We start from the raw sequence: 13,079 nt of genomic DNA on the forward strand, positions 1-13,079 counted from the left end.
GCCCAAATTAACGCGGCCCTCCGGTTATCTTGTGAAGCCCGCATCCGCGGGCAGATGCAAGGAGAACATCTCTCGGTTGTCACAGGCTGGCGCGATATTGAGACATTAATGACCAAGCATAACGCCCTCGATCTCCTCACCGCAATTGCTGCACTCGCTTACTGGGGGGCACCCGTAATACAGTACCATATGACGCACTCGCTTGAACATCACTGGACCTTAGCGCTCTCCTATGCTGTCTATGGCTTCTTTCTGCTCGTTGTTCAGGCACCTGTTCCATTCCTGATTCAGCTCTCTTGCGCGTTGCTCACATGGGTTCTTCTGCGCATGAGCTTTCGAGATCGCTGGCACAAAGAGTCTCCGCCTCGGCCCTGAGCCTCCCTCCGTAAACTTGCCGCCATGACCGTGGAGCACGACGCCGACCTGGCCCCGCACACCACCTTCCGGGTGCCGGCCCGCGCCAGCGCACTCGCCCGTTTCGGCACCGTGGACACGCTGCGGCAGCTGCTGGGCGCGCCCGAGCTGAAGCCGCTGCCACGCCTGTTGCTCGGCGGCGGCAGCAACGTGCTGTTCACCCGCGACTGGCCGGGCCTGGTGCTGTTGAACGAACTGCCCGGCGTGGCCGTGGTGCAGGAGGACGACGACCACGTGTGGCTGAAGGCCGGCGCCGGCGTGGTGTGGCACGAGCTGGTGATGCACACCGTCGAGCGGGGCTGGGGCGGCCTGGAGAACCTGAGCCTGATCCCCGGCAAGGTGGGCGCCGCCCCCATGCAGAACATCGGCGCCTACGGCGTGGAGCTCAAGGACAGCTTCGCCGCGCTGGAAGCGCTGAAGATGGACGACGGAAACGTGGTCACCTTCCGCGCGGACGATTGCCGGTTCGGCTATCGCGAGAGCTTCTTCAAGCGCGAGGGCCGGGACCGCTTCGTGATCCTCAACGTCACCTTCCGCCTGCGGAAACATCCGGAGCTCAGCACCGGCTACGGCGCCATCCGTGAGGTGCTGGCCGAGCGCGGCATCACGGCACCCACCGTGCGCGACATCAGCGACGCGGTGGTGCACATCCGCCGCAGCAAGCTGCCCGACCCCGCGGTGCTGGGCAATGCGGGCAGTTTCTTCAAGAACCCCGTGGTGCCCGAGGCCGTGGCCCGGCGGATCCAGGCGGCGCATCCCGCAGCGCCCGTGTACCCGGCCGGTGAGGGCCACGCGAAGCTGGCCGCCGGCTGGCTGATCGAACAGGCGGGCTGGAAAGGACGACGCGACGGCGCCTGCGGCGTGCACGACCGCCAGGCCCTGGTGCTGGTGAACCACGGCGGCGCCACCGGGCGGGAGGTGTTCGACCTCAGCGAGCGCGTCCTCCGCGATGTGCAGGCCCGCTTCGGGGTGGAGCTGGAGCGCGAGGTCAACATCCTCTGAGCCCGCCCCGCGCCGACCGTCCCGCGGAAGCATGCCGGGTCGGCCCGGGATCCGCATCTTCGGGGCCCCATCCCTCCGCCATGACCCTCCTCCGCTCGCGCGCGGCCCTGCCGCTGCTCTTCCTCGCCGCCTCCGCCACGGCCCAACTGCAGGAGCTCACCCTGCGCGACGCCATGCAGAAAGCGGGCACCGATCTGGGTCCGGAGCGATGGCCGCAGCTCAGCTGGGTGCAGGGGGCTACCACCTACAGCTACGTGAAGCGCGACACGCTGTGGGAGAACGGCATCGGCAAAATGAGCGATCAGGTGGCCGCCACGCTCACCGACCTGAACCGCGACCTGCCGGACAGCGCGAAGCTGAAGGCCTTCCCGGCGATCACCTGGGAGTCGGCGGCGCGCTTCCGCTTCGACCACAACAGCCACGTGTACACCTGGGACCGCGGCCGACGCACACTGAACGCGCGGGTGCGGCTGCTTCCCGAGGCGGCGCACGAGGACATGGGCGAGGGAGGCCGGGTGGCCTATACCGTGGAGAACGACCTGTACGTGGGCCTGCCTGACGCGCCCCAGGCCGTGCGCGTGACGAACGACGGCACGGACGGCATCGTGAACGGACAGAGCGTGCACCGCAACGAATACGGCATCGAGAAGGGCACCTTCTGGAGCCCCGGCGGCGGCAAGCTGGCCTTCTACCGGATGGACGAGCGGATGGTGACCACCTACCAGTTGGAGGACATCGGCAGCAAACCGAGCAGCTTCAAGGCCATCCGCTACCCGATGGCCGGGCAGGCCAGCCACCACGTCACCATCGGCGTGTTCGACCTGGCCACCCGGCGCACCCTCTTCCTGAACACGGGCGAGCCGAAGGACCAGTACCTCACCAACATCGCCTGGGGCCCGGATGAGCGGCATGTGTACGTGGTGCACCTGGACCGCGCCACCACCACCGCACGCCTGGTGGAGTACGACCTCGCCACGGGCAACGCCGTGCGCACCGTGCTGGAGGAGCGCGACGAACGGTACGTGGAGCCGCTGGTGCCCATGCGCTTTCTGAAGCGCCAGCCGCAGCAGTTCATCTGGACCAGCGCGCGCGACGGCTGGACGCACCTGTACCTGTACGACCTGCGGACCGGGCTCGTGCGGCAGCTCACCACCGGTGCGTGGAACGTCAAGCGCATCGTGGGGCTCGACGCGCGCGAAACGGCGGTGATCGTGGAAGGCACCGAGGTGGGCACCGGCTTCACCGGGGCCGGCGCCATTAGCACACAGCTCTACCGCGTGGAGATGAACAATGGCCGCAGCACGGCCCTCACCACCGCGCCCGGCACGCACCATGGCGAACTGAGCAGCGACGGGCAATATCTCCTGGACCAGTGGACCAGCACCACGGTGCCCGCACGCATCGAACTGCTCGACGCCCGCACCGGCCAGGGCCTGAAGGTGATGCTGAACAGCAAGGACCCGCTGGCCGGTGTGCGTCGCGGTGCGGTGGAACTGCTGGACATCCCCGGGGAGAACGGCGAGCGCCTGCACGCACGTCTGATCAAGCCGAGCCGGTTCGACAGCCGCCAGCGCTACCCCGTGATCGTGTACCTGTACAACGGCCCCCACGTGCAGCTCGTGACGGATAGCTGGCTCGGCGGGGCTCCGCTGTGGATGCTGCACGCGGCGGAGCGCGGCTACCTGGTGTTCACCGTGGACGGCCGCGGCAGCCCGTGGCGTGGGCGCGCCTTCGAGCAGGCCGTGCACCGGCGGCTGGGCGAGGCGGAGCTACAGGACCAACTACATGGAGCGGCCTACCTGAAGAGCCTGCCCTTCGTGGACCCCGACCGCATGGCTGTGCACGGGTGGAGCTTCGGCGGCTTCATGACCACCAGCCTGATGCTGAAAGCCCCCGGCACGTTCAAGCTCGGCGTGGCCGGCGGCCCGGTGATGGACTGGGCCATGTACGAGGTGATGTACACCGAACGCTACATGGACACCCCGCAAGAGAACCCCGAGGGCTACGCGGCCAGCCAGCTGGTGGGCAAGTGTGATCAGCTCCAGGGCGAACTGATGCTCATCCACGGCCTGCAGGACGATGTCGTCCTGCCCGAACACAGCTATGCCTTCCTCAAGGATTGTGTCGGCAAGGGCGAGCAGGTGGAGTTCTTCGTGTACCCCGGCCATGCTCACAATGTGCGCGGCCGCGACCGGCTGCACCTGATGACCATGGTGCTGGACCGGATCGACCGAAGTCTCCTGCCGGGGAAGTGACGGACCGGAGCCTTGGGATCACGCGATAGGCCTCGCATGTGGCGCAGGATATTCACCATGGTGAGTTTCCTTTGGGCAAAACCCGAACGTATGCTCAGGACCTTGACGCTACTCGCCTTCTGCCCTACCGTGCTGCTGGCTCAGACCACCTGGAACGTGGACGTGGGCGGCAGCACCATCGGCACCACCGACCCCTACTATGCACCGCAGGACCTCGTGATCGAGGTGGGCGATATCGTGGTGTGGGACGAAACCTCGGGCACCCACAACATCAACGGCAGCACCAGCACCTTCCCGAACAACCCGGCGAGCTTCTACTCCGGCACGCCGCAGAACACCCAATACCCGTGGACCTTCACCTTCACGGTGCCGGGGTTCTATGAGTACCACTGCGACCAGCAGGGCCATGCCGCCACCCAGTTCGGCACCATCACGGTGGTCGACCCCACCAATGTGCAGGAGTACCGTCAGCCCGATGCCGTGATGCTCTTCCCGGTACCGGTGCAGGACCGCCTCATGGTCTCCATCAACGGCTGCACGGGCGCGCAGACCGGCGAGGTGCTGAACGCCGATGGCCGGGTGGTGCGCAGCCAACCACTGCTCGATTCGAAGCTGAACGCGGTGGACCTGACGGGCCTGCCTGCGGGCAACTACTACCTGCTTGTGCTCGGCACTGGCCGCAAGCCCATCATGAAGCCGTTCGTGAAAGAGTGACGCGTGCTCAGCGCACCAGCACCAAGGGCGAGGTCAACACCTCGCCCTTCGTGTTCGTGGCCCGCACGATGTAGTGGCCGGTGGGGGTTCCGCGCAGATCGGCCTGCACCAGCGGACGCCCGGCGGGTAGCACACCCTGGTGGAGCGGACGCACCAAGCGACCGGTGAGGTCCATGAGCTCGATCCGCCAGTCGCGATCGATCGCACCGTTCACCTGCACGCTCACCGGACCGTCCGTGGGCACGGGCCAGATGCGCAACGCGACGGTCGGCGCGGCAACGGTGGACGCCACACCGGTGCCGGGATCCAGGGGGATGGCCAGGTGCGCCGTGGTGGCGAAGCTGAGCTTGGCCAGCTGTTCGAAATAGGGCACGTCCATGAATTGCACACGGTCGTTCGGCGTGTGGTACTGCGGGTTGGGGTCGTTGTCGAAGTCCTCGATCACCAGGATGGCCCCGTAGTCCTCCGCCCAGAAGGAGGCATGATCGCTGTACAAGGCCCCCGGCGTATTGATGGCGATGTTGGCCCCCAGGCCGTAGAGCCCGTTCACCAGCAGGGCCGTGTCCTTGATGGCGAGCGAGTTGGCCACGGCCCGCGTGTGGATCCGCATCAGGCCGTCGCCGTTGCCATCGTAGGCGATGGCGTCCATGTTCACCGCTCCGGCGATGGTGTCGTCGTTGGCGGCGGCCACACCGGCGTAGAAGATGCTCCCGAGCTTGCCCAGCTCCTCCTCGTCCCAGAAGGCGAAGACCACGGTGTGGTCGAATGCCATGTCGGCGAACACGCGCGCAGCCTCCAGGGTGGCGGCCGTCCCACTGCCATCGTCATCGGCGGCGGGCGCCGCCACCGGTCCTCCCGGCATGGCGTCATAGTGGCTGCAGATGATCACCTTGCGGCCCGGGTGCACCAAGCCGGGCTTCACCGCGAGGATGTTCTCGCCCGTGCCGCCGCTGAACACCTGCACAGCGGGCGCGTAGCCCCAGGAACCGAGCTTCTGCTGAATGTAGTCCGCCGCGATCGGATTGCCCGCGGCGTTCTTGTGTCGGCTCACGATCGTCACCGGTCCGTTGCCCACGTCCACCGACACCTCGCCGCTGAGCTCCTCCACGAAGCGCATCATGCTGTCGATGCTTGTGGCGCTCAGCATGTCGGCCACGGCGGTGTTCTGCGCGAGGGTAGGCATCACCGCCGGGAGTAGCGCTGCCAGCACGAATGCTCGGAAGGAGCTCATGAGACGCTTCATTGCACCACCACACGCTCCACGAACGTGCGCTCGTCCGTGCGGATGGATACAAGATAGGTGCCCGGACGGCCGTGCATGGGAATGACGAGCGTGCCGGAGGTGAGGAGCGGACGGGCCACTTCGCGGCCGCCGGCGTCGTACACCACCACCTCGCGCACCCGACCCGTGAGGCCGGACACACGCAGCACGCCGTCGCGCACCGGGTTGGGGAACACGCGCACGCCAAGGTCGACCAGGCCGTCGATGCCCACGGAGAAGTCGGTCAGCTGCACCTCCTTCACCAGCACGGGCTTCCGATCGGCGTCGTTGTACATGGTCTCGAAACTGTCGATCGGTGCGCTGCTGTAGCTGAAGAGCTCCTGGTTCCAGCGGGCCGGCGCCGTCTGGTACCAGAAGCGCACCACCACGTTGATCAGCCCGGTGTAGCCGCCCATGGGCACGTGGTAGTGCACGATGTCGCCCCCGTTGCCCTCGACCCCCAGCGCGTCGCGGTTGAAGTCCAGGTCGGTGGCGGGCACCCCGGCCACCACACAGGTGTCGTAGGCGTAGTGCGTCGTGGTGAAGCCCTCTGGTGCGAGGCGGTTGTCCTTCAGGTGCTGATCGGCGCGCAATAGCACGGTGGTCTTGTCGCCGTTCACATCGCCCATCACGTGCTCATAGATCTGGGCCTGGTCGGCGCTGGTGATCACGTCGTGGTGGGGCTCCCAGTCCGCGTCGTGGCCCACCACCTCGTAGGTGTCGTCGAAGCCCCCGCTGCGGAAGAGGGTATCCTGGCCTGACACGTCCATCACCAGCAGTTCCATGAAGGCCCGCCGGCTGGGGTAGCCGCTGGGGAACTTGTGGCCGGCCAGGTTCAGCAGCGACACGTCGATGAAGGCCGTGTCCGCCGTGCGGTCCACCACGGTGGCCTCCATCAGCAGGCTCTGGTCCTGAAGCAGCCGCAGGGTGCGGGCGATGGTGCTGTCGAACTGGGTCTCGTTGGCCGTGAGCCCGAGCGGGCCGATGTTCTCCTTCATCAGGCCCAGCATGAAGCTGTTGGCCCCGGCGAAGTGGTGCATGCCGAAGGGGAAGCGGCGTTGCAGGAAGAGGTAGAGCGCCGAGATCACCACCGCGTCGTCGTTGCGGGGCACATGGCAGCCCTGGCAGCTGATGCCGTTGGGGTCGCCGTTGAGGTCGTTGAAGCGGCTGTTCAGCCACTCGTGGTAGGTGGCCTGCTCGGCGAAAGAGCCACCCGTAAGGTTGCCTTGCAGGTCGACGGTTTCAGTGATCAAGGTGTGACAACCGGCGCATAAGGTGGCGCTGTTGATGTGCGCCCCGTACTGCGGCTCGTAGCCCACGAAGGAGGTCATCGGTGCGCCGAACAGGGGCAGCGGGTCATCCGGCCCGCCATAGGGACCGTAGAGGGGGCTTCCGAGCGTATCGAAGCGCAGGTCTCCGCTGAACAGCAGGCCCAGGCTGTCGGCGCTCTGGATGTGGCAGCCCACACAGCTCACCCCGGCGAGGCCGATGGGATCCTGCTCCAGCTCCGCGATGGACTAATGACCGCCGCCGGTAAGGAATTTGTCGTGCCGGCCCATGGGGGCGTGGCAGCTGGTGCACTTGTCCTCGATGATCCCCTGCAGGGCCGGGTTCACCAGCCCTTCGTGGCTCACCTTGGCGCGCCAGAAGGGATCGCGGGCGCTGTTGGCCATCATGGAGCTGCGCCAGTCATCCACCACGTTCACGTCCACCCCGTTGGAGTCCACACCGGCGTACTCCATGGGGTCATGGCCATGGCAGCCCTCGCAGTTGCCGCTGGCCATGAAGTAGGTGTTCTGGCCCACGGCCAGGCCCTGACCACCGCGGTCCGCGGCGAATGCGGCCAGTTCCTCCGCGGTATGGTAGGCCTTGGCCACCGGTGGCCCACCATCATTCCAGGCGATCAACACGGCGACGATCGCGCCGAGGGCGAGCATTACGCCCAAGCGCATCACGGGTAGGCTTCGCATCATGTGCAGGTTCCTTGCAGGTGGCCCAAGGTAGCAGGTCCGCGGGCGGTGACGCATGACCGTGGAGCGGTCACGCTTGAGGTCCTGAGAGCCTGTTCGGGATCTCTTGAATGATGGGCTCCGAGACCATCTTCTTGGTCAGGCACAGCTAAAAATTGTCGCATAGCGGTGCCTCCGTGACCATTTTTCGGCGAAGCATGGCCGGAAAAGGGGCCGGAGAGCGCATTTGAAGAGATCCCGAAGAGGCTCTGAGGTCGGTGGGGCTCAGCTGCCGCGCTGGCTGCCCTTGCGCACGGTGGTGCCGGCGCTCTTGGCCTTGGTGCCGGTGCCGGGCTTCGGCGCGTTGGCCTTTTTCACGGCGACATCGGTCTTGGCCGGGCCCTTGCTCTTCTTCTCTCCCGCCTTCGTGTCGGCCGTCCTATCGCCGTCCTTCGCCTCTTCCTTGGCGTCCAGCGCGCCCGAACGGGCCAGTTGCTCGTACCAGGCGAACAGCTTGCGCACGTCGCTCGGGTAGATCCGGCTGCGGTCGTGCTCGGGCAGCACCTCGCCAAGCTTCTTCCACAAGGTCTCCTCATCGCCCTTGGGATCCACGCTCAGCGTACCCTTCTCCTGGGCATGCAGCTTGGCGAGCACGTCCTTCAGGGGCACGTCATCGCCAGTGGTGAACATGCTGATCTCCTCCAGGGAGCTCACGCGCATGGAGGTGGGAACAGGCACCCGCTTGCCGTCGATAAGACTTTCGGCGATGATGGCCTGGCGGGCCTGGGCCACCACGCGGAAGAGACCGGACTTGCCGGCCACGGAAATGATCTTGCTGAGGTCCATGGGTCGAAGGAGGGCAAAGCTAGCTCCCCCGTCAATACGGACAGGTCTCACCCGGCAGGAACCGGTCCCACCGCTTGATGGTCAACAGGGTCACGGTCCCCTGGTCGTCGGTGAGCGCGGTGGGCTTCATCAGACCGCCGAGCTCCACCAGCAAGCCTGCAGCGGGATCACCACCGGCCTTGCGGAAGCCCTCCTCGATGTCCGCCGCCTCCGGGGCGAACCGCACGAGCATCAGGCGGCCGCTGTGGCATTCGCGGAAGTTCCACACGTTGGGCCGGCCTTGGAAGAAGGACCCCTTCAACGTGCGGCCATCGGACGGGGTCAGGTCCTCGGCTTCGCGCCTCAGCGTGTTCTGATCGGCCGGCAGCACGGTGGTCCCGGCCTGGTCGTACGTCACCAGCGAACCGTCGGGCTGCACAGCGAAGCGCTCCACCTGCTCCCCGCCGCCGAGGGTGAGCTCCAGGCGCCCCTGCTCGTCCATGCGCCAACGGCCCCAGGTGCACGAGGCGGCCTCCAGGTCCCCGTTGCGGCGGCGTTGCTGCTGCACCACGCAGCCCCCGAAGGACCAGAGCTGGACATCCATGCGGATGCCCTCACAATCGGCACAGGGAAGCACGGCCGCATAGTGGCCGGGGGCGGCGGTCGGGGCCGGTGCGGCAGCGGGCGGTGCAGGTTGCTCGCCTGGGCTCGCCGGTCGGTCCGAGCAGGAGGCGAACAAGAGGGCGGAGGCCCAGAGGGCCACGAAGCCGGATCGGCGCATCAGGTCTTCTGCTTGCGTTTGCGGGCGGCCGGGAAGAGGATGTTGTTCAGGATCAACCGGTAGCCGCTGCTGTTGGGATGCAGGCTCAGGTCGGTCGGCGGGTCGCCCACCATGTGCTGGTAATCCTCCGGGTCGTGGCCGCCATAGTAGGTCCATTGGCCCAGCGCATACTCACCATGGATGTACTTCACGGTGCCCTGCGCCTTGTTCTCACCCATCACGGTGACACCGGGCTTCACCAGGCCCTTGCGGAACGCCGTGGTCTGCCCCATGAAGCCGCGCACCACCTGTTCGTGGCTTTGGCACAGCATGGTGGGCACGATGTCCCACTTCGCGCTGAAGTCGAACAGGGTGAAGAAGTCGCGCTCCTGGCCGATGCTGCCGTGGATGTCGGTGGCGTCGATGTTGCTGAACTCGTACACCATCGGGTCCACCACCAGGCGGAAGTCCTTGAAGGCGAAGCTGCGGTCGAAGTCGATCTTCTGCTGCGCGGCCGGATCGATGGGGTCGTGATCGAACTCGGGCGTGCAGATGTCCACCCCTTCTGCGGCCAGGGCGATGTCGTAGCTGTCCGTGCCGCTGCACATGGTGAAGAGGTAGCCCCCGCCGGCCACGTAGTCGCGGATGCGGGTGGCCACGGCCAGTTTCATCTGGCTCACCTTGGCGAAGCCCAGGGTGGCGGCCATCTCCTCGCTCTCCTTCACCTGGGCGATGTACCACGGCGCGTTGCGGTAGTTGCGGTAGAACTTGCCATACTGGCCGGTGAAGTCCTCGTGGTGCAGGTGCAGCCAGTCGTACTGGGGAAGCACGCCGGCGATCACCTCGGGATCATAGATGCGTTCGTAGGGGATCTCCGCGTAGGTCATTACCAGGGCCACGGCATCGTCCCAGGGTTGGAAGCTGGCGGGGGCGTACACGGCGATCCGGGGGGCCTTCTCCAGCTTCACCACCTCCATGTTCACCTCGGGGTCGGCGATCTCGGCCAGGATGGCGGCGGCCTGCGCGTCGGCGATCACCTGGTGGGTGACCCCGCGGATGCTGCACTCCTGCTCGATCGCGGGGATGTGGTCGATGAGGAAGCTGCCGCCGCGGTAGTTCAACAGCCACTCCACGGTGACGTCGCGCTGCAGGGTCCAGTAGGCGATGCCATAGGCCTTCAGGTGGTCGCGCTGGCTGCCGTCCATGGGGATCAACAGACGCGAGGCCTGCAGGCCGAGCCCGACGAGCAGGGCCAGGAGGAAGGTGACGCTGCGCGCGCCGCGGGGATCAGAAGGGAGCTTCGTCGGCATCGTCGTTCATCCGGCTGGGGCGGGTGATGGTGCGCATGCCATCCGATCCCGTGCCACCGGCATCGAAGGCCACCGGTGTCGTCTCCAGGTCAGCGAATTTAGCCAGCTCGGGGATGAAGCGCAGCAGCACGGTGTCCAGGGCGCCGTTCCGGTGCTTGGCGATGATGCACTCGCCGATGCCCAGGGTGCTGCCGTAGTGGTCCTCGTAGATCTTGTAGTACTCCGGCCGGTAGAGGAAGCACACCAGGTCGGCGTCCTGCTCGATGGCGCCGGATTCGCGGAGGTCGCTGAGCTGCGGGCGCTTGTCGCCCCCGCGGGTCTCCACGGCGCGGCTTAGCTGGCTCAGGGCGATGATGGGCACATCGAGCTCCTTGGCGATGCTCTTGATGCTGCGGCTGATGCTGCTGATCTCCTGCTCGCGGTTGCCGCCCTTGTTGTCGGTGCCGGAGGTCATCAGCTGCAGGTAGTCGATGATGATCAGCTCCACGTTGTGCTGGCTCTTCAGGCGGCGGCACTTGGCGCGCAGTTCGAAGATGTTCAGCGCGGGCGTGTCGTCGATGAAGATGGGGGCCTTGTCCAGCCGGCTGATGTGCTGGTGCAGGAGCGCGAACTCCTGGTCGTTGAGGTCGCCCTTGCGGAGCTTCTCGGAACTGATGCCGGCCTCGCTGGCGATCAGACGGGTCACCAACTGGGTGCTGCTCATCTCCAGGCTGAACACGGCCACGGCGCGCTTCTGCTCCACGGCGATGTTGCGGGCCATGCTGAGCACGAAAGCGGTGTTGTGCGTCACCGTCATATCCTCCAACAGGAAGAGCCGGTTGCCGTCGATCTCGAATCCGTAGTAGTCGTCCTCCCGGTCGAACTCCACCCGGATGCCGGTGTGTTGATGATCCTTGGTGGGTGTGGCGACCCGGGGCTTTTTCCGCTCCACACGGACGGGGATGCGCTGAAGGTCGCCTCCGATACGGACACGCCAGACCTGCGAGGAGAAGCCGCGTTCCTTGATGCCGGCCGTCTTGGCCGTGATGCTGGTCCTGAACCCGAGCGAATCGGCCAGGAACTTGATCTGCCGCGCCAACCCTTCGTTCTTCTGGGTGATCTCGAAGACGTTGAACTCCTGGGCATAGTGGCCGTCGCTGTCCAGCAGACCCGCGAGCAACCTCAGGCGGTGGTCAGAGGAGTTGATCAGGTACGCCTGCGGGATGTGTTTGTTCTCCAGCAGGTCCAGCGCGCGCAGGTCGGCCTGCAGGCTCGGCAGGTCGCGACCGCCCCGGCGGCCCTGGGTCACGGCGTAGTTGTTCGTGCGGCCCTCCTGCACATACTCCACCAGCTCGAGCTCACGTTCCCGGGCCATTCCGCCCAGGTAGGCGATCACCTCCGGCTCAGTGGTGGTGATCCGCGAGCTGTAGCTGTGGCCGTCGCCCAGCCAAAGGCCGAGGAAATAGGGGTCGATGGAAAGCTCGCGCTCGGGGAACTCCACGGCCACCTTGTAGCCCTTGTGATTGCTGCGGAACTTCTCCGAACGGGAGAGCCAGTCGCACACCTCGATGTTCAGCACCTCGCCATGCACATGCCCGCCCTCGTTGCGGCTGCGCTTCAGGGAGAGGATGTGCGACTCGTTGACGCGGTAACTGATGCCGCTGTTCTGGTGCACCCAGTACATCCGTTCCCGGCCACGCGCGAGGCTCAACACTCTTCTCGGCGTGGAATCGTCGCCCATCAGCAGCTCGCCGACCCGCACATCCTCCACGTTGCGCAACGAACCGTCGTACATCAGCACCTTGGTGCCCTTGCCCAGGCATTTCCCCATGCCGGGGCGCGCGGCCACGATGACCATGTCGCTGCGCTGCCAGCCGGCGGTGATCTTGTCGAGCTTCACGAAGCCGGTGGGCACCCCGCTCACCCCGCCGGTGTTGTGCTTGGCGCTCTCGATCTGGGCGATGGCGTCCCGGATCAGGTCGCTCATCGGCTCGTAGTTGCGCTTCAGGTTGCCGCTGGTGATGCCGTAGAGGTCCTGCTCGGTCTTGTCCAGCAGGTCGAACACGTCCGCCGTCTCGTCAAAGGCATCGCGCATCGTCTCGGCGGAGATGCGGATCAGCTCGCGCAGGATGTGCTTCTGGCTGATGATGCGCGCGTGGTACTGCACGTTCGCGCTGCTGGCCACCTTGTTGGTGAGCTGGCTGATGTAGAACGGCCCGCCCACCACATCCAGCTCGCCGCGCTTGCGCAGCTCCTCGGTCACCGTCAGGATGTCGATGGGCTGGTCGCTGCGGAAGAGGCCCTGCACCGCATCGAAGATGCGCTTGTGCGCCTCGACGTAGAAGCTGTCGGGGCTCAGGATGTCGATGGCCTCGTTCACCGCGTTGCGCTCCAGCATCAGCGCGCCCAGCACGGCCTGCTCCAGCTCGGGCGCCTGCGGCGGCAGCTTGCCGGCCTCCAGGGCGGGATCGAGCAGGGACGGAGCGGTGCGGCGCCGGCGGTCGGCGCGGATCGGCGGGGTGTCGGCCATCAGAAAGCGGGCGGAAGCGGCGTGGAAGGGGGCCAAAAATAGCCGCATCGCCGTCCCTCGCCGAGGAGATCATCAACAAC

Annotated in this window: 10 protein-coding genes; 3 read left to right on the plus strand and 7 right to left on the minus strand. The window is 66.2% G+C overall.

Going from position 1 to position 13,079, the window contains the following annotated elements; all coding sequences use genetic code 11:
- The first annotated feature begins 399 nt into the window (after window positions 1–399).
- The 3 genes from murB (at window position 400) to IPJ87_09555 (ending at window position 4,385) form a co-directional block, all read left to right on the plus strand.
- Complete coding sequence (murB, locus tag IPJ87_09545; GenBank protein ID MBK7942100.1) at window positions 400–1,416, plus strand: UDP-N-acetylmuramate dehydrogenase; 1,017 nt, start codon at window positions 400–402, stop codon at window positions 1,414–1,416.
- Window positions 1,417–1,496: 80 nt separating this feature from the next.
- Window positions 1,497–3,671 (plus strand): DPP IV N-terminal domain-containing protein, encoded by a 2,175-nt coding sequence (locus tag IPJ87_09550; protein ID MBK7942101.1) that lies wholly within the window; start codon window positions 1,497–1,499, stop codon window positions 3,669–3,671.
- A gap of 90 nt (window positions 3,672–3,761) precedes the next feature.
- Window positions 3,762–4,385: a hypothetical protein gene (locus tag IPJ87_09555; protein ID MBK7942102.1), complete on the plus strand. Its 624-nt coding sequence runs from the start codon at window positions 3,762–3,764 to the stop codon at window positions 4,383–4,385.
- Window positions 4,386–4,392: 7 nt separating this feature from the next.
- On the opposite strand, the gene IPJ87_09560 is transcribed toward IPJ87_09555, so the two are convergent.
- The 7 genes from IPJ87_09560 to dnaB all read right to left on the minus strand — a co-directional run bounded on the left by IPJ87_09560 (window position 4,393) and on the right by dnaB (window position 12,999).
- On the minus strand, window positions 4,393–5,568 hold the full coding sequence (locus IPJ87_09560) for a M20/M25/M40 family metallo-hydrolase (GenBank protein MBK7942103.1): 1,176 nt from the start codon (window positions 5,566–5,568) through the stop codon (window positions 4,393–4,395).
- Window positions 5,569–5,624: 56 nt separating this feature from the next.
- The gene (locus tag IPJ87_09565; GenBank protein ID MBK7942104.1) at window positions 5,625–7,121 is read right to left on the minus strand and encodes a T9SS type A sorting domain-containing protein; all 1,497 of its coding nucleotides are present in this window, start codon (window positions 7,119–7,121) and stop codon (window positions 5,625–5,627) included.
- A 42-nt stretch (window positions 7,122–7,163) separates the two neighbouring features.
- Window positions 7,164–7,619, minus strand: coding sequence for a hypothetical protein (locus tag IPJ87_09570; protein ID MBK7942105.1), 456 nt, complete (start codon window positions 7,617–7,619; stop codon window positions 7,164–7,166).
- Window positions 7,620–7,880: 261 nt separating this feature from the next.
- Window positions 7,881–8,441, minus strand: coding sequence for a DUF5606 domain-containing protein (locus tag IPJ87_09575; protein ID MBK7942106.1), 561 nt, complete (start codon window positions 8,439–8,441; stop codon window positions 7,881–7,883).
- Window positions 8,442–8,472: 31 nt separating this feature from the next.
- Window positions 8,473–9,201 (minus strand): copper resistance protein NlpE N-terminal domain-containing protein, encoded by a 729-nt coding sequence (locus IPJ87_09580; protein MBK7942107.1) that lies wholly within the window; start codon window positions 9,199–9,201, stop codon window positions 8,473–8,475.
- Window positions 9,201–10,490, minus strand: coding sequence for an asparagine synthetase B (locus IPJ87_09585; protein MBK7942108.1), 1,290 nt, complete (start codon window positions 10,488–10,490; stop codon window positions 9,201–9,203). The genes IPJ87_09580 and IPJ87_09585 overlap by 1 nt, the downstream gene beginning before the upstream one ends.
- A complete protein-coding gene (gene dnaB / locus IPJ87_09590) occupies window positions 10,468–12,999 on the minus strand; it encodes a replicative DNA helicase (protein MBK7942109.1) in 2,532 nt (843 codons plus the stop codon). Before dnaB ends, IPJ87_09585 begins: the two co-directional genes overlap by 23 nt.
- Window positions 13,000–13,079: the final 80 nt, after the last annotated feature.

The sequence above is a fragment of the Flavobacteriales bacterium genome (assembly GCA_016713875.1).
Lineage (GTDB): Bacteria > Bacteroidota > Bacteroidia > Flavobacteriales_F > PHOS-HE28 > PHOS-HE28.

Bases quoted from the DNA above. Each gene is read 5' to 3' on its own strand.
- murB (MBK7942100.1), top strand. From the start codon at position 400: ATGACCGTGGAGCACGACGCCGACCTGGCCCCGCACACCACCTTCCGG.
- IPJ87_09550 (MBK7942101.1), top strand. From the start codon at position 1,497: ATGACCCTCCTCCGCTCGCGCGCGGCCCTGCCGCTGCTCTTCCTCGCC.
- IPJ87_09555 (MBK7942102.1), top strand. From the start codon at position 3,762: ATGCTCAGGACCTTGACGCTACTCGCCTTCTGCCCTACCGTGCTGCTG.
- IPJ87_09560 (MBK7942103.1), bottom strand. From the start codon at position 5,568: ATGCCTACCCTCGCGCAGAACACCGCCGTGGCCGACATGCTGAGCGCC.
- IPJ87_09570 (MBK7942105.1), bottom strand. From the start codon at position 7,619: ATGATGCGAAGCCTACCCGTGATGCGCTTGGGCGTAATGCTCGCCCTC.
- IPJ87_09575 (MBK7942106.1), bottom strand. From the start codon at position 8,441: ATGGACCTCAGCAAGATCATTTCCGTGGCCGGCAAGTCCGGTCTCTTC.
- IPJ87_09580 (MBK7942107.1), bottom strand. From the start codon at position 9,201: ATGCGCCGATCCGGCTTCGTGGCCCTCTGGGCCTCCGCCCTCTTGTTC.
- IPJ87_09585 (MBK7942108.1), bottom strand. From the start codon at position 10,490: ATGCCGACGAAGCTCCCTTCTGATCCCCGCGGCGCGCGCAGCGTCACC.
- dnaB (MBK7942109.1), bottom strand. From the start codon at position 12,999: ATGGCCGACACCCCGCCGATCCGCGCCGACCGCCGGCGCCGCACCGCT.